The following is an 18063-nucleotide window of genomic DNA, read 5'->3' on the forward strand; positions in this document are numbered from 1 at the left end:
GTGATGGAGCAGGTCGTGCGCCGGCATCCCGCGTCAGCGGGACAGGCCGTCCATCGCCCGCAGCACGTCGACCGCCGAGGTCAGCGGGGCCGCGGCGTCGAACTCGGGTGCGTCGGGCGCGTCGGGGAGCGTGCGGTGCTGCTCGCGGCGCCCCACGATGAACCAGATGCCCCTCGCAGGCGACGTTCCCCGGTTCGAGTAGAGGTGCGGTCGCACCGAGTCGAAGTGCAGGGAGTCGCCCGGCCCGAGCACGAAGGTGTCGAAGTCGAGCTGCAGGGTGAGCTCGCCCTCGAGGATGTAGGCGTACTCCACGCCCGCGTGGCGCATGAGCCGGCCCTCGACGGAGCTCGACGCGCCCGGGTCGTAGGTGACGAGCAGGGCGTCGTTGCTGCCGTCGCCAACTGCGAGGCGCTCCCAGCGCACGCCGTTCTCCATCTCGAGTACGGGGTTGTCGGCCCCGCGCTGCACGGGGCTCGGCTGCGCGGCGCCGCGCGGGGCGACCGGTCCGACGCCGAGCAGTTCGTCGAGCGAGACGCCCAGCAGGCTCACGATCGCGTAGAGGGTCGACACCGACGGCTGCGTCTTGCCCGTCTCGACCTGGGAGATGAGGCTCGGCGAGACGCCGAGCGCCTTCGCGAGCCCGCGCAGGCTGAGGCCCTGGCGGAGGCGAGCGTCGCGCAGCCGCTCGCCGATGTCCTCCGCGGCCATGCCGACTCCGATCCCTCGCACTGCTGGTGGTGGCGAGGATACACCGCAAATCGTTCAGCGAAGCTGCACAACGTTCGGCAACGACACACGGATGCCGCAACCACGAGAGGAGGGCGACCATGAAGGACACCGGCACGACGGGGATGAACGCCGTCGACTGGGAGGCTCGCGTCGACATGGACCGGTTGCGCTGGGATCGGCTCGGCCGGCTGAAGGCCGAGCTCGAGCGCTCCGACCTCGGCGCACTGCTCGCGTTCGACTTCTCGAACATCCGCTACATGACCTCGACCCACATCGGCACATGGGCGATGGACAAGCTCATCCGCTTCAGCCTGCTCACGCGGCAGTCCGATCCGATCTCGTGGGACTTCGGGTCGGCGGCCCGCCACCACGCGCTGTACAACCCGTGGCTCGACGTCACGACCGCCGAGCTCGACGCCGATCCGAACGCCCCCCATGAGGGCGCCCGGCGGCCGAGGCTCGAGCGCGGCGCCCGCGCGGGCATCTCGACGCTGCGCGGTGCGTTCACCCCCGACGCCGGCATCGCCGAGGAGCTGGCGCGGAAGATCACGCGCGAGCTCGAGAAGTTCGGCGTCGCCGACCAGCCGCTCGGCGTCGACGTCATCGAACTGCCGGTGCTGTTCGCGCTGCAGCAGCAGGGCATCGAGGTCGTCGACGGGCAGCAGGTGTTCATGGAGGCCCGGCGCATCAAGACCTCCGATGAGATCCGGCTGCTCACGCAGGCGTGCTCGATGGTGGATGCCGCGTACGAGGACCTCTACCGCTTCCTCCGCCCCGGCGTGCGCGAGAACGAGGCCGTCGGGCTCGTCGCCAAGACGCTGTACGACCTCGGCTCGGAGTACGTCGAGGGCGTGAACGCCATCTCAGGGGAGCGGTGCTCGCCGCACCCGCACGTGTTCTCCGACCGGCTGATCCGGCCCGGCGACCCGGCCTTCTTCGACATCCTGCACAGCTACAACGGCTACCGCACGTGCTACTACCGCACGTTCGCGGTCGGCTCCGCGAGCTCGGCGCAGCGCGACGCGTACACGCGAGCCCGTGAGTACATGGACCGTGCGATCGCCCTCGTGCGGCCGGGCGCGACGACGGCCGACATCGTCGAGGTGTGGCCCGAGGCGCAGGAGTTCGGCTTCGCCGACGAGGAGGCCGCCTTCGCGCTGCAGTACGGCCACGGCGTCGGGCTCTCGATCTGGGAGAAGCCGATCTTCTCCCGGCTCGTGTCGCTCGACCACCCCGAGGTGATCGAGGAGGGCATGGTCTTCGCGCTCGAGACGTACTGGCCGGCATCCGACGGCTGGGGCGCCGCGCGCATCGAGGAGGAGGTCGTCGTGACCGCCGACGGCTGCGAGGTGATCACGAAGTTCCCGGCCGAGGAGCTGCTCGTGGCCGGACGCCGGTACTACACCGTCGACGGCCCGCTCGACCTGCGGCGCGACAGCCAGTCGCACCTGAACACCACGTGGGGACGCGGCGAGGCGTGAACGCGCCGGCGCGCGGCATCCGATGACATCGACGAACGGAGGACGGACGAGATGACCACACGAACGATCGTCGTGGTGGGCGGCACGTCGGGGATCGGCCTGGAGCTCTCGCGCAGCCTGGTCGCGCGCGGCGACCGGGTCGCGCTCACGGGTCGCCATCATGCGAAGGCCGCGGCGATCGCCGCCGACGTCGGGCCGGGCGCGTCGGGCGTCGCGGTCGACATCTCGGAGCCCGCCACGATCGCCGGCGCGCTCGCCGCGATCGAGGGCCCGGTGCACGGCCTCGTGCTCGCCGCGATCGAGCGCGACGCGAACACGATCCGCGACTACGACATGGTGCGCGCCCAACGACTCATCACGCTGAAGCTCGTGGGCTACACCGAGACGGTGCACACCCTGCTCGACCGGCTGGAGCCCTCGGGCGGCACGGGCATCGTGCTCTTCGGCGGACGAGCGAAGGACATGCCGTACCCCGGCTCGACGACGGTCTCGACGATCAACGGCGGCGTCGAGGGCCTCGTGAACACCCTCGCGCACGAGCTCGCGCCGATCCGCGTGAACGCGCTGCATCCCGGCATCATCGGCGACAGCCCGTTCTGGTCGGCGAAGCCGGCCGGGGTGCTCGACCAGTACCGGACCCGCACGCCGGGCGGCGAGCTCGCGACCATGGCCGACGTGGTGGGCGCGGTGCAGTTCCTGCTCGACAACCGCGGGGTCTCGGGCACGAGCGTCTACGTCGATCGAGGGTGGCGGCTCACCTAGGCCCGCGCCTACGGTGGTTGCGGGAGGCACCAGACATGGACGATCGAATCGAGAGCGGCTCCGACGCGGACCTCGCCATCCAGCGGGCGATGGAGGCGGCCGAGCTGCGGGCGGGGGATTCGCTCGGCTCCACCACTGCCTCCGTCGTGGAGGACCACGAGCCGTCGGCCGCCGAAGCGGGCGAGCTCGGCGGGGCGGCCGACGGCGACTGACCTCGCCGTCGCGATCGGGCGCTCCCGGTCTCGCACGAGGCTGACGCGACCGCGTGCTCAGTCGCGCGCCAGGCGCCGCCGCGTGATCTCGGCGATGGCCGACCAGTCGGCGTCGTGCAGCTCGGGGTCGGCGAGCGCCTCCTCGAAGACGCCGCGCAGCGCCTCGGCCGTCGGCAGTTCGACGCCGGCCGCCGCGGCGATGTCCTCGGCGAGCCCGAGGTCCTTGAGGCCGAGCGCGATGTCGAAGCCCGCCGGGTGGTACCTGCGGTTCGCGATGATGTCGCCGTAGGAGGTGTAGACGATCCCGGCGAACAGCGTGCTGCGGAGGAGCTCGACGAACTCGTTCGCGTCGACGCCCTCGGACTCGACGAGCGTCAGCGACTCGCCGATGGCCTGCATCGCGTGGATGATGTCGTAGTTCACCGCCGCCTTCACGACGTTCGCGGTGCGCGGGTTCGGGCCGAGCACCCAGACGCGCTTGCCGAGGACGTCGAGGAACGGCCGTGCCCGCTCGATGTCGTCGGCGTCGCCTGCGACGAGCAGGTTGAGCGCGCCCTCGGCGGCCACCGTCGGGCGCCCGAGCACGGGGGAGGCGAGGTAGTGCACGCCCGCATCGGCGGCCACGGCGGAGATGCGGTCGGCCGCGTCGGGACTGATCGACGCGGTCACCACGTGCAGTCGGCCGGGGTCACCGGCGAACGCCTCGGCCGTGAGCACCGACTCGGCCGCCTGGTCGTTGGCGAGCATCGAGAAGGACACCGGCCGCTGCAGGGCCGCCGCGGCGCTGGTCGCGGCGGTCGCGCCGGCGGCGACGTGCGGCTCCGTCGCCTCGGGCGACCGGTTCCACACGAGGACGTCGTGCCCCGCCGCCACGAGGCGGGACACCATCGCGCTCCCCATGTTCCCGAGGCCCAGGAATCCCACTTCCGCCATCGCACGCTCCTCACGCGGTCGGCTCGGCCGTTCAGCCCAGCTTCACTGTAGCGACGCCGCGTCGGCGTCGTCGAAGACCTCGGGATGCTTCGCCAGCGCGAGCCGCGTGCGGCGGATGTGCCCGAGCAGCACCCGCTCGGCGTCGTCGGCGTCGCCGGTCTCGATGGCGTGCACGAGCAGGTGGTGCTCGTGGTGAACGGCACGGGCGGCATGCCGGAGGAAGAGCCGGGAGTACACCCGGCGGTACGCCTGCGTGCGGTTCCACAACCGGGCGACCGTGTCGCCGAGCATGAGCGTCTCAGCGCCGCGGTAGGTGAGGTCGTGGAACGCGCGGTCGAGGCGCACGAACTCGTCGGCGTCGGCCGCGGACTCCATGGCGTCGGCGAGCCGTGCGAGCTCCGCGGCATCCGCGTCGTCGAGGCCCGGGATGCTCATGCGGATGAGCAGCGGCTCGATGCGCTCGCGCACCCGGTAGAGCTCGTCGCACTCGGCGAGGCTCAGGCGCGACACCCACGCGCCGGTGTTCGCGACGACCGTGACGAGCCCTTCGCCCTCGAGCGCCCGGATGGCCTCGCGCACGGGCACACGGCTCGCACCGTACTCCTCGGCGAGCCGCTCCTGGCGGATGCGGGTGCCGGGGGCGAGCACGCCGTCGAGGATGTCGCGGCGCAGCGCGTCGGCGATCCGGCGTCCGGCCGCGCCGTGCGCCGCTGCTCCCGTGTCGTCCGCGATGAGGGCCGCCGTCGCCTGGGCCATCGTGCTCACGCCTCGGGGTGCCCGGGGTGCCACAGGAGCACCGCGGCATCCGCCTCGTAGGCCTTGCCCTGCGGGAAGCTGACGAGCTCGAACTGCATGCCCCACGGCGCGCGGAAGTACACCCACCGCTGCCCCTCGCTCGCGTTGCGGCTCGCGACGGGTTCGCCCATCACCTCGACGCCGCGCGAGCGCAGGTACTCGACCGCCGCGTCGAGGTCGTCGACGTAGATCGCGAGGTGGTGACCGCCGAGGTCGCTGTTGCGCGGCACCGGTTTCTGGCCGTCGGCGGCCTCGTACTGGAACACCTCGAGGTTGGTGCCGTGGCCGAGTCGGTAGAAGCGCAGCTCGCGCATGACGGTGCGGGGGTGCACGCCGAGCTGCTCCTGCATCCAGTCGTCGTTGCGCTGGAACGGCCCGAGCGTGTACACGTACTGCGCGCCGAGCACGTCGACGAGGAACGCGTGCGCCTCCTCGAGGTCGGGCACCGTGATGCCGAGGTGGTCGGCGCCTCGCAGTCCGGGCAGTGGCATGGTCGCGTCCTCGCGTTCCCGTGTCCCGCGTCGGTCGAGCCGGTCGCAGGGTCGTATTGGATCCAGTATCACGCTGGAAGCGGAGAATGGCGAGCATCGAGCACTGAATCCATTGAGATTGGATGCAACGGAGCCTATGCTGGCGGCACGCGGCGCCCGCGTCGGAGCGGCGCCGCGCGCCCCGTCGACGGAGAGGAGGGCGTGATGCCCAGCCGCGAGCCCCTCGCCCCCGGAGCCCCGTGGATCGAGCTGCGCTCGACCGAGGAGGACTGGCGGGCCGCCGATCCCGCGCTGCTCACGGGCATGCTCGCCGAGCTGCACCTCATCCGCGCGTTCGAGGAAACCGTCCTCGACCTGGCCGGTGCCGGCCTCGTGCACGGTCCGGCGCACTCGAGCATCGGGCAGGAGGGCGGTGCGGTCGGCTCCATCATCGGGCTGCGGTCGACGGACGCCGTGAACGGCTCGCACCGGGGTCACCACCAGTTCCTCGCGAAGGCGCTCACGCACGTCACGGGTGGGCGCTTCGCGCTCGACGCGGTCGTGACGCCCGACGTCGCCGAGGTGCTCAGGCGCACGCTCGCCGAGATCCTCGGGCTGGCGCAGGGCTACTGCCGCGGCCGCGGAGGCTCGATGCACCTGCAGTGGCTCGAGGCCGGCGCGCTCGGCACGAACGCCATCGTCGGCGGCGGCGTACCCGGTGCGGCGGGCAGCGCCTGGGCGCAGCGGCACGCCGGCACGAGCGACACGACGTTCACCTACTTCGGCGACGGTGCGGTGAACATCGGCTCGGTGCTCGAGACGATGAACCTCGCGTCGGCGTGGGACCTCCCGCTCGCTTTCTTCATCGAGAACAACCTCTACGCCGTCGCGACGCGCATCGACGAGGTGACCCGCGAGCGGCGCCTGTCGGCGCGGGGCCTCGGGTTCGCGACGCCGGCCTGGCGGGTCGACGGCATGGATCCGCTCGCCGTGCACCTCGCCGCCTCCGAGGCGCTCGACCTGCTCCGCACGGGCGGTGGCCCGGTGGTGATCGAGGCCGAGGTCTACCGCTACTTCCACCAGAACGGCCCGTTCCCCGGCAGCGCGTTCGGCTACCGCACGAAGGACGAGGAGCAGTCGTGGCGCGACCGCGACCCGATCGCGCGGATGGAACGGGAGTTGCGCGCGCTCGGGCACGTCGGCGAGGCCGAGGCGGCATCCGTGCGCGAGCAGGCCGTGCAGGCGATGCGCGAGACGGTCGCGCAGCTCGTCGAGGACGACCCCGAGACCGAGGGGCAGCGGCGCATCGTCCCGGCGCTGTGGCCCGACCCGTCGTTCGTCGACGTGGGCATCCGAGGCGATGCGAGCGAGCTCGCCGGCGCGCGCGTGGCCGACCCCGCGGCATCGGCCGGGCCCGCCGCCGATCCCGATGCGGCCACGCCGGAGGAGGCCCGGTTCGTCGACGCGATCGCGGCCGTGCTCGACCGCCGCATGTCGCAGGACGAGCGCATCGTCGTGCTCGGCGAGGACATCCACCGGCTCGCCGGCGGCACGAACGGCGCGACCAAGGGGCTCGCCGCCGCCTACCCGGGTCGCGTGCTCGGCACCCCCATCAGCGAGAACGCGTTCGCCGGGCTCGCCGGCGGCCTCGCGCTCGACGGGCGGTTCCGGCCGATCGTCGAGTTCATGTACGCGGACTTCACCTGGGTCGCGGCCGATCAGGTGTTCAACCAGATCGGCAAGGCGCGGCACATGTTCGGCGGCGAGAACCCGATCCCGCTAGTACTGCGCACGAAGGTCGCGATGGGATCGGGCTACGGCTCGCAGCACCTCATGGACCCGGCCGGCGTCTTCTCGACGAGCCCCGGCTGGCGCATCGTCGCGCCGTCGACCGCCGCCGATTACATCGGACTCATGAACGCGGCGCTGGCGCTCGACGACCCGGTGCTCGTCATCGAGCATGTCGACCTCTACGCGCGGCGCGACTCCGTGCCGACCGGTGACCTCGACTACGTGCTGCCGCCCGGTCGTGCGGCGATCCGCCGCGAGGGCACGGAGGTGACGGTCCTCAGCTACCTCTCGATGGTCGGCCACTGCCTCGAGGCGATCGAGCAGTCGGGCGTCGACGCCGAGCTCGTCGACCTGCGCTGGCTCGACTTCGCGTCGCTCGACTGGGACACGATCGGCGCGAGCATCCGCAAGACGAACAACGTGCTCATCGTGGAGCAGGGCGCGCGCGGCACGTCGTACGGCGGCCGGCTCGCCGACGAGCTGCAGCGCCGCTTCTTCGACTGGCTCGACCAGCCCATCGAGCGCGTGACGGGCGGCGAGGCGAGCCCGAGCATCTCGAAGGTGCTCGAGCGCGCCGCGATCGCGCGCACCGAGGAGGTCGTGGCCGGCCTCGAGCGGATCCGCGTCGGCCGGGGCGGTGCCTGATGGCCATCGTCGTGCGGATGCCGGCGGTCATGGCCGGCGCGACCGAGGCGTCGCTGCAGTCCTGGCTCGTCGCGCCGGGCGACGACGTGGCGCTCGGCCAGCCCGTCGCCGAGATCGAGACCGAGAAGGCGGTCGTGGAGTACGGCGCCGAGGACGCCGGGACCGTCGCCGCGCTGCTCGTCGGCCCGGGCGATGCGGTGGCGGTCGGGTCGCCGATCCTCGTGCTCGCCGAGGCAGGGGAGTCGGCCGACGATGCGCGGCGCGCGGCGGACGCCGACTCGGTCGCGGCGACGGCCGGTGCTCGGGTGACGGATGCCGCGACGCCGACGCCCGCGCCCGCGGACCCCGAGTCGGGGTCGCCCGTGCTCGACGACGCGCCGACGCCGCCCCCGGCCCAGACGGCGGATGCCGCGGCGAGGGCCGAGCCCCCAGAGGAGTCCACTGGGGAACCCGCCGGCCCGGCAGCCGAAGCGCCGACAGGACGTCGGTTCATGAGCCCGCTGGTCCGCCGGCTCGCGCGCGAGCACCACCTCGACCTCGCACGCGTCGCGGGAAGCGGACCGGGCGGCCGCATCGTGCGCCGTGACGTCGACGAGCTGTTGACCGCTGCGGCCGCGTCGGCCGACTCCGGCACGGCGCCCGAGCCGGCCGTGGCACCAGCAGCTCCCGCGCCATCCGCCCGCCGGGCCCCCGCCGCGGTGCCTGCTGGTGCCGAGGCCGGCTTCACCGACGAGCCGCTCACCCCCATGCGCCGGGCAATCGCCCGCCGCCTCACCGAGAGCGTCACGACCGTGCCGCACTTCGAGGTGCGCGCGGACTGCCGGATCGACGCGCTTGCGCGCCTGCGGGCCGACCTGCTCGAGCAGACCGGGGAGCGCATCTCGCTCAACGACTTCGTCGTGAAGGCCGTGGCCATGGCGCTGCGCGAGGTGCCCGAGGCGAACGCGATCTTCCTGGGCGACGCCATCCGGCGCTTCGACGGCGTCGATGTCGCGATCGCCGTCGCACTCGACGACGGCCTCATCGCGCCCGTCGTGCGCGGCGTCGATCGGATGCCGCTCGCCGACCTCGCCCGCGCGACCCGCGACCTCGCGGACCGTGCCCGATCGGGTCGCCTCCGTCCGGCCGAGCTCTCGGGCGGGGCGTTCTCGGTGTCCAACCTCGGCATGTACGGCACGACGGAGTTCACGGCGATCATCGACCCGCCCCGCTCGGGCATCCTGGCGGTGGGCGCCGCGACGCCGCGCCCCGTGGTCGTCGACGGCGAGCTCGTCGCGGCGACCGTGATGACCGTGACCCTCTCGGCCGACCACCGCGTGCTCGACGGCGCCGTGGGCGCGCGCTGGCTCGCCGCCTTCACCGCACTGGTGGAGCACCCCCTCCGGCTCCTGGTCTGACGGCGCTGCGACGGCCCCGGCCCCACACCGGCCGAGGAACGGCGCCTAGACCTTCAGGCGCCAGTCCTCCTCGTCGTCGGGGTCGACGACGGCGATGGCGGACGTATCGGGCGCGACGACGTCGATGGCGGTCGTCGAGCCTGTGGGCGGCCCGATCACCGTCGCCTCGTCGCGACGGTGCCGCAGCACGGTGTTCACGTACGACGACACCGCCTCGGCGAGCGGGATGTCGTGCCCGGCCTGCTGCGCCATGAACCAGCGGTGCTCGAGCAGCTGGTGGAAGACCTCGGCGGGCTCGAGCTTGCCGCGCAGCTCCACCGGGATCGCACGCACGACGGGCTCGAACACGCGCATGAGCCACTCGTGCGCGACCATCTCCTCGTCGAGGTCGCCCTTGCCGTAGGCCGCGCGGTAGGAGTCGAGGTCGTTGAGCAGCCGACGGGCCTGGTTCTCGCCCGCGTCGAGACCGGTGAGGCGCAGCAGGCGCCGCTGGTGGTGCCCGGCGTCGACGACCTTCGGCTGGATGCGCACGGTCGTGCCCGTGTCGTCGGTGCGGATCGCGAGCTCCTCGATGTCGAACCCGAGGTCGTTGAGCCGGTTGACGCGCTCGTTGATGCGCCACCGCTCCGCCGTCGAGAACGACTCCGAGCCGGTGAGCTCCTTCCAGAGGCTGCGGTACGCCTCGACGATGCCGTTCGAGATGCGCACGGGGTCGAGCTCGTCGGCCACGCGGCCGCCCGCCTCGAGGTCGAGCAGCTCGCCGGCGATGTTCACCCGTGCGATCTCGAGGTCGTTCTCACGCTGGCCGTTCGAGAGGCCGCCCTCGTAGAGCTTGCCGGTCTCGGCGTCGACGAGGTACGCGGCGAATGCGCCGGCGTCACGCCGGAACAGCGTGTTCGAGAGCGACACGTCGCCCCAGAAGAACCCGACGATGTGCAGGCGCACGAGCAGCACGGCGAGCGCGTCGACGAGGCGCGTCGCGGTGTCGGGGCGCAGCGTCTGCGAGAAGAGCGCGCGATAGGGGAGGGAGAAGCGCAGGTGCCGGGTGACCAGCACGGGCTTCAGCTCCTCGCCCTCGGCGTCGGAGCGGTTCGTGATCACCGCGACCGGGTCGACGCACGGGATCTCGAGCCGCTGCAGCATCCGCAGCATCTCGTACTCGCCCTTGGCCATCTCGGCCGTGGTCTCCTTGATCGCCACAACGTGCCCCGCCAGGTGGGCGAAGCGCACGAGGTGCCGGGAGATGCCCTTGGGCAGCGCGGCGATCGCGTCGTTCGGCCACGACTCCAGGGGCAGGTCCCACGGGAGGTCGAGCAGGGCGGGGTCGGCCATGGCCGACGTGATCGAAAGTGAACCGCTCATCGTTCGTTCAGCGTAGCCCGGTGGCACGGATGTCGAGGAACCGGGGGTGGCGCGGAGACGGCGATGCCGGCCGGGGCGAACCCCGGCCGGCATCATCGGATGTCGCGTGGACGTCAGGCCACGACCGGCTTCTTGCTGAGACGCTCTCCGGTCTCGGCGTCGAAGACGTGCACGTGGTTCGGCGTCGCAGTGAGGTAGACGCGCTCGCCCGCGTTCGGGTGGTTGCGGCCGTCGACGCGCGCGACGATGTCGGTGCGCTTGCCCTCGACGGTCGAGTGGCCGTAGAGGTAGCCGTCGGCGCCGAGTTCCTCGACGAGGTCGACGTCGACCGCGAGGCCCTCGCCCTCGTGGGGGGAGACGGTGATGTCCTCGGGACGCACGCCGATCGTCGCGACCTTGCCGGTCGACGCCGCGAGCGTCTCGCGGTCGACCGGAACGGTGGCGGTGCCGAACTTGATGCCGTCGTCGACGAGGTCGGCGTGGAACAGGTTCATGGCGGGCGAGCCGATGAAGCCCGCGACGAACACGTTCTGCGGCATCTCGTAGAGGTCGCGCGGGGTGCCGACCTGCTGGAGGATCCCGTCCTTGAGCACCGCGATGCGGTCGCCCATGGTGAGGGCCTCGGTCTGGTCGTGCGTGACGTAGACCGTGGTGACGCCGAGGCGGCGCTGCAGCGAGGCGATCTGGGTGCGGGTCTGGACGCGGAGCTTGGCGTCGAGGTTCGACAGCGGCTCGTCCATGAGGAACACCTGCGGCTGGCGCACGATCGCGCGGCCCATGGCGACGCGCTGGCGCTGGCCGCCCGAGAGGGCCTTCGGCTTGCGGCTGAGGTACGGCTCGAGGTCGAGCAGCTTCGCGGCCTCGAGGACCCGAGCGGCGCGCTCCTCCTTGCCGACGCCCGCGATCTTGAGCGCGAAGCCCATGTTCTCGGCGACGGTCATGTGCGGGTACAGCGCGTAGTTCTGGAAGACCATGGCGATGTCGCGGTCCTTCGGCGGCACGTCGGTGACGTTGCGGTCGCCGATGAAGATGTTGCCCTCGTTCACCTCTTCGAGGCCCGCGAGCATGCGGAGCGAGGTGGACTTGCCGCAACCCGAGGGGCCGACGAGGACGAGGAACTCGCCGTCTGCGATGTCGAGGTCGAGCTTGTCGACCGCGGGGCGGGTGCCACCGGGATAGAGCCGGGTGGCCTTGTCGAACGTGACCGTTGCCATGGTTCTGCTTCTCCTTCACCGGCAGGTACGTGCCGGACGATCCGTAGTGAATGGATGAGTGCGTCGCCGTCGACGCCCGCTCAGTATCGCATACGCTCAGGCGCGGTCCGAATCGGGGTCGGGCGGCCGGGCCCGAGCCGGCGCGCGACGGAGGGTCCCGACATGGGGTGGACTCCCATGCCGGACGCGGCCCGCACGCGGCATCCGCTTGGGTGATTCCCAGACACGCTTCCTACTATCGTGGGTGCGTTCGCATGCATTCGCGCGCGCCCACACAGCGACCGGAGTTGACCACCTGATGACCTACGGCGGATCCATCCAGCCACGCCAGACCCGAAACGAACGCAGGGAAGCGGCACGGGAGAAGGCCCGGATCCTCCGGGAACAGCAGAAGAAGCGCGAGCGTCGCAACCGGGCGCTCCTGATCACGGGCGTCACCGTCGTCGTCGCGCTGATCGCCGCGGTCATCATCGGCATCGTCGTCCAGAACACGAAGCCCGCGGGCCCCGGCCCGCAGAACATGGCCAGCGACGGCATCGTGCTGACCGCCGGCGAGGACGGCTCCATCGTGGCCGTCGAGACCCCCGCGCTCGACGCCGGCGAGGCCCCCACGCCGACCGTTCCCGACGAGAGCGGCGAGGTCGCCAACATCGTCATGTACATCGACTACCTGTGCCCGTTCTGCGGTCAGTTCGAGGCGACGAACTCGGATTCGATCCGCACGATGGTCGAGTCGGGCGCGGCCACCCTCGAGGTGCACCCCATCGCGATCCTCACGAACAAGTCGGCCGGCACGCAGTACTCCCTGCGTGCGGCGAACGCCGCCGCCTGCGTCGCGGACTCGTCGCCCGACTCGTTCTTCGACTTCAACGCGATCCTGTTCGAGAACCAGCCCGAGGAGGGCACGTCGGGCCTGACGAACGACGAGCTGAAGACGCTCGCCGACGAGGCCGGCGTCTCGAGCCTCTCGACGATCGAGCAGTGCATCGACGACCAGCAGTTCAAGTCGTGGGTGCAGGACGCCACGAACCGCGCGCTCACCGAGCCGATCCCGAACACGGACCCCGAGCTGCCGTCGGTCACCGGCACGCCGACGGTGCTCGTGAACGGCCAGCAGTACGGCGGCTCGCTCGAGGACCCGCAGGAGTTCCAGGCGTTCGTGCTCCAGGCCACGAGCGCGACGTTCAACGACTCCGGCGCGACGCCCACCCCGACGCCGACGCCCGCGCCGCAGTAGGCGGTCACGACGCGCGACGAAGGCCCGGCCACGTGCCGGGCCTTCGTGCTGCCGATAGGATGTCGTGAGGCATCGCCGCCCGCCGGCTTGGCGCAATTGGTAGCGCACCGCTCTTGTAAAGCGGTGGTTGCGGGTTCGAGTCCCGCAGCCGGCTCTTGACCGAGAATCCCAGCACGGATGCCGCGGCCCCGGCCGCCCCGTCCGAGCACCAGCACCGCCATGCCCACGTGGAGCGCACCCGCCTCCCGATGTGGCTCGCGATCGTGTTCGCGCTCGCCTGCGGCGCGCTGACCGCGTTGCAGTCGCGCATCAACGGGCAGCTCGCACATGCGATCGACGACCCCTTCACCGCCGCGGCGATCTCGTTCGGCAGCGGGCTCGTCATCCTGCTGGTCGTGCTGGCCGCGTGGCGCCCGGGCCGCCTGGGCTTCGGCCGCGTCGCGCAGGCGCTGCGCGAACGACGGCTCGCGTGGTGGATGGTGCTCGGTGGGCTCGCCGGTGCGTGGTTCGTGATCACGCAGGGCCTCTCGGCCGGCGTCGTGGGCGTCGCGCTCTTCACGGTGGCGATCGTCGCCGGGCAGACCCTCGGCGGGATCGTGTTCGACCTCGTCGGCCTCGGACCGGGCGGGCGACGCCCGATCACGCCCACGCGCGTGATCGGCGCCGTGCTCGCGCTGGCCGCGATCGGATGGACGGTGTCGGCGCAGCTCGTGCACGACGTGCCGATCCTCCTGATGCTCCTGCCGTTCGTCGCCGGCATCGGCGCGGCCTGGCAGCAGGCGGTCAACGGCCGGGTGCGCAGCGCCGCCGAGAGCGCCCTCACCGCCACGGTGTTCAACTTCGGCGTCGGCACCACGGCGCTCGTGGTCGTGATGCTCGTGCACGCGGCATCCGCCGGCTGGCCCCAGGCGATGCCCACCGAGTGGTGGCTCTACGCGGGCGGTGCCATCGGCTGCGTCTTCATCGCCGGGCAGGCCGTGCTCGTGCGCATCGTCGGCGTGCTCGTGCTCGCGCTGTGCGGCGTCGCAGGACAGCTCGCGGCGGCCCTCTCGCTCGACCTGCTGCTGCCCACGGCCGACCGGCCGGTCGACTTCGCCACCATCGGCGGCACGGTGCTCGCCCTCGTCGCGGTCGTCATCGCGAGCCTCGGCTGGACGCGTCGCCGGCACGCGATCCCGCCGCCCCCGCGCACGGGTGCGATCCCGGTCGTCGGCAGCGACGAGTCGGGTCGCTAGTCGAGCACCGTGAGCCGGCTCGCCGCGATGGGGTCGCTCCGGCGGTCGGTGCGGCGGCCGTCGGGCAGGCCGCCGACGTAGAGCCAGCCGAGCAGGTGCTCGTTCGCGGCGAGGCCGTGCACCTCGGCGACGAGCGGATGCCGCGTGAACGGGCCCGTGCGCCACATCACGCCCCAGCCCGCCTCGTCGAGCAGCAGGCTCAGCACGTGGGCGACGCCGGCCGCCGACGCCTCCTGCTCCCACACGGGGACCTTCTCGTGGTCGGGGATCGTGACCGCGACGACCGCGAGCAGCAGCGGCGCCCGCAGCGGCTTGCCCGCGAGCTTCGCGGCGGCATCGCCCTCCCCGCCCGCTGCGGCCGCGAGTGCGGCGCCGAGCCGCTCCCGGGCGGCGCCGCGCAGCGCGACCACGCGCCACGGCCGCAGCGACGCGTGGTCGGCGACGCGCGACGCGGCCTCGAGCAGCTCGAGCAGGGCCGCGTCGTCGGGTGCGGCATCCGTCACCTTCGAGGCGGAGCGCCGGGCGAGCGCCGCCTCGAGCGCGGAGCCCACGCCTAGGACTCCGGGGTGAAGTCGAGGGCGATCGAGTTCATGCAGTAGCGGTCGCCCGTGGGCGTGCCGAAGCCGTCGGGGAACACGTGGCCGAGGTGCGAGCCGCAGTTCGCGCAGCGCACCTCGGTGCGCACCATGCCGAGCGACGCGTCCTCGATGAGCTCGACGGCCTCGGGGCGGACCGACTCGTAGAAGCTCGGCCAGCCGCAGCCCGAGTCGAACTTGGTGCCGCTCTTGAAGAGCTCGGCGCCGCACGCCGCACAGGCGTAGACGCCGGAGCGCTCCTCATCGAGGAGCTCGCCCGTCCACGGACGCTCGGTCGCCGCCTGGCGCAGCACCGCGTACTGCTCGCCGCCGAGCTCGGCGCGCCACTCCTCGTCGCTCTTCTCCACGCGATACGCCACGGGCGCTCCTTCCGATCGGGTGCCGTGATGGCCGGCATCCATGGTCGCAGGTCTTCCTGCAAGCGGGTGCAACGCGCGACGGATGCCCCGTGTTCCGTGCGCCGCCGCCGCACACGCCGCGCCGCTCGGCGGACACCCGGCGACGGGTCCCTAGGATGTGCAGCAGGCGGCGACGGTCCGCCTGGGACGGGAGGACGCATGAGCGCCGAGCGCGTGCCCGCCCCCGACGACGGGACCGGACTCGACGAGCGCGCGAGACGCGTGCTCGCGTTCGAGGGCCGGGCGTGGCAGCAGGCCGGGCTCAAGGCGGAGGCGATCCGCGAGGAGTTCGGGATCTCGGCCGCCCGTTACTATCGGATCCTCGGCGAGCTCATCGATTCGCCTGCGGCGCTCCGGCACGACCCCATGCTGATCAAGCGCCTGCAGCGGATGCGCGAGGCGCGCGCGGCGACGCGCGCGCGTCGCTCGCTCTCGATCGGCCGACCGCTCGACTGAGCGACGGCCCCGACCCCCGACTGGACCCCATGGCGCAGAAGTTCCCTCGCGATCGATTCGACTCCATCCCGCACGGCATCGAGCGGGTCGGGGCCCATCGCGCGCCGGCACGTCGCGGTGCGCGCTGGGTGGCGTTCGGCTGGGCCGCGCTCGCGACCGTCGTGCTCGTCGCCGTGGGGATCGGCGCCGTGATCGTGTTCAACGACCGCCTGAACTTCGGCGACACGGGCGTGGCCACGCCGACGCCGACGCCCGTCGTGACGGCGGCGCCGACCGTCGCGCCCGACATCCCGGTGACCGTCCTGAACGGCACCACGACGTCCGGTCTCGCCGCGCGGGCCGCCGAGACGCTCACCGCGGCCGGCATCCCCGTCGGCACCACCGCGAACGCGAGCGAGCAGGACCTCACCGAGACGGTCGTCTACTATGCGACGCCCGACCTCGAGGGAGCCGCGCGAGGCGTCGCCGCCGCGATCCCCGAGGCCGACGTGCGCCTCGACGCGAAGTTCGCCGAGGTGGGCACTCCGCTCGTGCTCGTGGTGGGATCCGACTACGCAGCGGCCACCGGCGGTTGATCGCGACCGAATCGTTGCCATTCTGCGACATTTCCTTGCGTCCGACCTCTTGTGCCGCGACGTCACGTCGTTAGTATCTGGAATTGGTCGCTCTATCCCGTGTGAAACGCCCGGTGCCGAACGAGGTGCCTCGTCAGCACGAACGAGGGGGCCCGGTACAGGCGACAGGCACGTGCTGATCGACACACGGCAACATGGGAGCAACGCATGGCGAACGGAACCGTCAAGTGGTTCAACGCTGAAAAGGGATACGGGTTCATCACGGTCGACGGCGGGGGCCAGGACGTGTTCGTCCACTACTCCGCGATCGACATGGCGGGCTACAAGGTCCTCGAAGAGGGCCAGCAGGTCGTCTTCGAGGTCGGCACGGGTGCCAAGGGGCCCCAGGCCGAGGCCGTCCGCCCCGCCTGATCCACGAGCTTGGACGCGCCGCCGGTTCGCCGGCGGCGCGTTCGTGCATCCGGGGGCGGATGCCGCGCGCATCCGTGTGCCCGGTTCTGGGGGTGCGCCGGGGCCATCGATCGGTGCGCCGAACCTCCCGGGGGTACCCCTCGATGGCTAGCATGGCGCCATGGCACGGCGTGCCCGCCCGGTCCTGGGGCGGAGGGGTGTGCCGCTGGCCGCCGTCGCGGCATCGGCACTCCTCCTGTGCGCCTGCGACGCGGCATCCGTCGACCTCATCCCGACCGCGACGCCGACGCATGAGGCGCGGCCCGCGGCCGAGGCCGCGCCCGTCGGGATCGCGTTCGCCCCGCTGAGCGGCACGCCCGCGGACGCCGCCGCGCTGCGGCATCCGTCGCTCGCCGTGAAGATCGACAACCACTGGGACGCGCGCCCGCAGATCGCGTTGAACCGCACCGACCTCGTCTACGAGGAGCTCGTCGAGGGCGGGCTGACCCGGTACGTCGCGGTCTGGCACTCCGACGTGCCCGACCAGGTGGGCCCGGTGCGCTCCGTGCGGCCGATGGACCCGCTCATCGCCAGTCCGCTCGGCGGCATCATCGCCTACTCGGGCGGACAGCAGTACTTCGTCGACCTCATGCACGCGACGCCGCTGCTCAACGTCGTCGCCGACGAGGACGACGGGACGCTGTTCGAGCGCGCGGACGACCGGCCCGGTCCGCACGACCTCGTCCTCGCGGCAGCCGACGTCGTCGCCGCGAACGCCGGGCTCGCGCCGCCGCCGGTGCAGTTCGCCTACGGCACGGCCGACCCGCTCGCCGCGCCGTCGCTCGCGGCGACGCCGACGTCCCGCATCGAGCTCGTGTTCTCGGAGTCGAGCAGCCCGTCGTGGGAGTGGGACCCGACGACGTACGCCTGGCTGCGGGCGCAGGACGGCACACCCGACCTCGAGGCGTCGGGGGAGCGCATCCGGGCGACGAACGTGGTGACCCTGCGCGTCGCGATCGAGTGGCCCTATGAAGAGGTGCCGCTCACGGCGCTCACCGGAACCGGGGAGGCGTGGGTGTCGGCCGGTGGGCGGACCGCGCACGGCACGTGGACGAAGCCCGACGCCGGCGCGCCGATCACGCTCACGGCCGACGACGGCTCCACGCTCCGGCTCGCGCCCGGCAACACCTGGATCGAGCTCGTGCCGAACGAGGGGTCCGCGGCGTTCGCGCCCTGATCCGCCCTTCACCGTCCTTCTCAGCGCCGATGCGACGACGGATGCCGCGACGCCGCGTCACGCGCACGGCGAACACGGCCCGAGACGCCGCCGCGCGGCATCCGGCTCGCTTGCACTCGTGACGGTCGAGTGCCAGAATCGTCTTTAG

19 protein-coding genes, 1 tRNA gene and 1 pseudogene are annotated in these 18063 nt (G+C 72.2%); 12 read left to right on the plus strand and 9 right to left on the minus strand.

Going from position 1 to position 18063, the window contains the following annotated elements:
* Positions 1-33 precede the first annotated feature (33 nt).
* Positions 34-708 carry a helix-turn-helix domain-containing protein gene (locus FYC51_RS12815; RefSeq protein ID WP_148733956.1) on the minus strand — a complete coding sequence of 225 codons (675 nt, stop codon included), beginning with the start codon at positions 706-708 and terminating at the stop codon, positions 34-36.
* Positions 709-827: 119 nt separating this feature from the next.
* On the opposite strand from FYC51_RS12815, the gene FYC51_RS12820 reads away from it, so the two are divergent.
* From FYC51_RS12820 to FYC51_RS19290, 3 genes are read left to right on the plus strand one after another with little or no spacing between them, the layout of a single operon-like run.
* Positions 828-2210, plus strand: coding sequence for a M24 family metallopeptidase (locus tag FYC51_RS12820; protein ID WP_148733957.1), 1383 nt, complete (start codon positions 828-830; stop codon positions 2208-2210).
* 51 nt (positions 2211-2261) lie between these two features.
* Entirely contained in the window at positions 2262-2972 is a 711-nt protein-coding gene (locus FYC51_RS12825; protein WP_148733958.1) for an SDR family NAD(P)-dependent oxidoreductase, read from the plus strand.
* A 35-nt stretch (positions 2973-3007) separates the two neighbouring features.
* Positions 3008-3184: a hypothetical protein gene (locus tag FYC51_RS19290; RefSeq protein WP_187432613.1), complete on the plus strand. Its 177-nt coding sequence runs from the start codon at positions 3008-3010 to the stop codon at positions 3182-3184.
* A gap of 57 nt (positions 3185-3241) precedes the next feature.
* Here FYC51_RS19290 and FYC51_RS19820 read toward each other — a convergent pair whose 3' ends face one another.
* From FYC51_RS19820 to FYC51_RS12840, 4 genes and pseudogenes are all read right to left on the minus strand, one after another.
* The gene (locus FYC51_RS19820) at positions 3242-3652 is read right to left on the minus strand and encodes an NAD-binding protein (protein ID WP_338014704.1); all 411 of its coding nucleotides are present in this window, start codon (positions 3650-3652) and stop codon (positions 3242-3244) included.
* A 3-nt stretch (positions 3653-3655) separates the two neighbouring features.
* A pseudogene (locus FYC51_RS19825) lies at positions 3656-4144 on the minus strand (NAD(P)-dependent oxidoreductase); the annotation flags it as partial.
* 15 nt (positions 4145-4159) lie between these two features.
* Entirely contained in the window at positions 4160-4873 is a 714-nt protein-coding gene (locus tag FYC51_RS12835) for a GntR family transcriptional regulator (protein ID WP_148733960.1), read from the minus strand.
* Between the two features lie 5 nt (positions 4874-4878).
* Positions 4879-5403 carry a VOC family protein gene (locus FYC51_RS12840; RefSeq protein ID WP_148733961.1) on the minus strand — a complete coding sequence of 175 codons (525 nt, stop codon included), beginning with the start codon at positions 5401-5403 and terminating at the stop codon, positions 4879-4881.
* 204 nt (positions 5404-5607) lie between these two features.
* On the opposite strand from FYC51_RS12840, the gene FYC51_RS12845 reads away from it, so the two are divergent.
* Both FYC51_RS12845 and FYC51_RS12850 read left to right on the plus strand, forming a co-directional pair.
* On the plus strand, positions 5608-7818 hold the full coding sequence (locus FYC51_RS12845) for an alpha-ketoacid dehydrogenase subunit alpha/beta (RefSeq protein ID WP_148733962.1): 2211 nt from the start codon (positions 5608-5610) through the stop codon (positions 7816-7818).
* The gene (locus FYC51_RS12850) at positions 7818-9215 is read left to right on the plus strand and encodes a dihydrolipoamide acetyltransferase family protein (RefSeq protein ID WP_148733963.1); all 1398 of its coding nucleotides are present in this window, start codon (positions 7818-7820) and stop codon (positions 9213-9215) included. The genes FYC51_RS12845 and FYC51_RS12850 overlap by 1 nt, the downstream gene beginning before the upstream one ends.
* A gap of 45 nt (positions 9216-9260) precedes the next feature.
* Here the strand turns inward: FYC51_RS12850 and FYC51_RS12855 are convergent, their stop codons facing one another.
* Positions 9261-10577, minus strand: coding sequence for a DUF4032 domain-containing protein (locus FYC51_RS12855; RefSeq protein ID WP_148733964.1), 1317 nt, complete (start codon positions 10575-10577; stop codon positions 9261-9263).
* A 113-nt stretch (positions 10578-10690) separates the two neighbouring features.
* Positions 10691-11791, minus strand: a complete 1101-nt coding sequence (locus tag FYC51_RS12860; RefSeq protein ID WP_148733965.1) for an ABC transporter ATP-binding protein — start codon at positions 11789-11791, stop codon at positions 10691-10693.
* Positions 11792-12089: 298 nt separating this feature from the next.
* On the opposite strand from FYC51_RS12860, the gene FYC51_RS12865 reads away from it, so the two are divergent.
* The 3 genes from FYC51_RS12865 (at position 12090) to FYC51_RS12875 (ending at position 14263) form a co-directional block, all read left to right on the plus strand.
* A complete protein-coding gene (locus FYC51_RS12865) occupies positions 12090-13028 on the plus strand; it encodes a DsbA family protein (RefSeq protein WP_148733966.1) in 939 nt (312 codons plus the stop codon).
* A gap of 81 nt (positions 13029-13109) precedes the next feature.
* Positions 13110-13182 (plus strand) — tRNA-Thr (locus FYC51_RS12870).
* Position 13183: 1 nt separating this feature from the next.
* The gene (locus tag FYC51_RS12875) at positions 13184-14263 is read left to right on the plus strand and encodes a DMT family transporter (protein ID WP_238476323.1); all 1080 of its coding nucleotides are present in this window, start codon (positions 13184-13186) and stop codon (positions 14261-14263) included.
* Here FYC51_RS12875 and FYC51_RS12880 read toward each other — a convergent pair.
* Both FYC51_RS12880 and msrB read right to left on the minus strand, forming a co-directional pair.
* Positions 14260-14814, minus strand: coding sequence for a nitroreductase family protein (locus FYC51_RS12880; RefSeq protein ID WP_148733967.1), 555 nt, complete (start codon positions 14812-14814; stop codon positions 14260-14262). The two genes, FYC51_RS12875 and FYC51_RS12880, sit on opposite strands and share 4 nt — an antisense overlap.
* A 2-nt stretch (positions 14815-14816) precedes the next feature.
* The gene (msrB, locus tag FYC51_RS12885) at positions 14817-15218 is read right to left on the minus strand and encodes a peptide-methionine (R)-S-oxide reductase MsrB (RefSeq protein WP_148733968.1); all 402 of its coding nucleotides are present in this window, start codon (positions 15216-15218) and stop codon (positions 14817-14819) included.
* 198 nt (positions 15219-15416) lie between these two features.
* Between msrB and FYC51_RS12890 the strand changes: the two genes are divergently transcribed.
* The 4 genes from FYC51_RS12890 to FYC51_RS12905 all read left to right on the plus strand — a co-directional run bounded on the left by FYC51_RS12890 (position 15417) and on the right by FYC51_RS12905 (position 17915).
* The gene (locus FYC51_RS12890) at positions 15417-15713 is read left to right on the plus strand and encodes a DUF3263 domain-containing protein (protein WP_148733969.1); all 297 of its coding nucleotides are present in this window, start codon (positions 15417-15419) and stop codon (positions 15711-15713) included.
* 29 nt (positions 15714-15742) lie between these two features.
* A complete protein-coding gene (locus tag FYC51_RS12895; RefSeq protein WP_148733970.1) occupies positions 15743-16288 on the plus strand; it encodes a LytR C-terminal domain-containing protein in 546 nt (181 codons plus the stop codon).
* Positions 16289-16495: 207 nt separating this feature from the next.
* Positions 16496-16699 carry a cold-shock protein gene (locus tag FYC51_RS12900; RefSeq protein WP_148733971.1) on the plus strand — a complete coding sequence of 68 codons (204 nt, stop codon included), beginning with the start codon at positions 16496-16498 and terminating at the stop codon, positions 16697-16699.
* Between the two features lie 160 nt (positions 16700-16859).
* Positions 16860-17915, plus strand: coding sequence for a DUF3048 domain-containing protein (locus tag FYC51_RS12905; RefSeq protein WP_148733972.1), 1056 nt, complete (start codon positions 16860-16862; stop codon positions 17913-17915).
* The last annotated feature ends 148 nt before the right edge of the window (positions 17916-18063 follow it).

Source organism: Agromyces mariniharenae (genome assembly GCF_008122505.1).
Classification (GTDB): domain Bacteria; phylum Actinomycetota; class Actinomycetes; order Actinomycetales; family Microbacteriaceae; genus Agromyces; species Agromyces mariniharenae.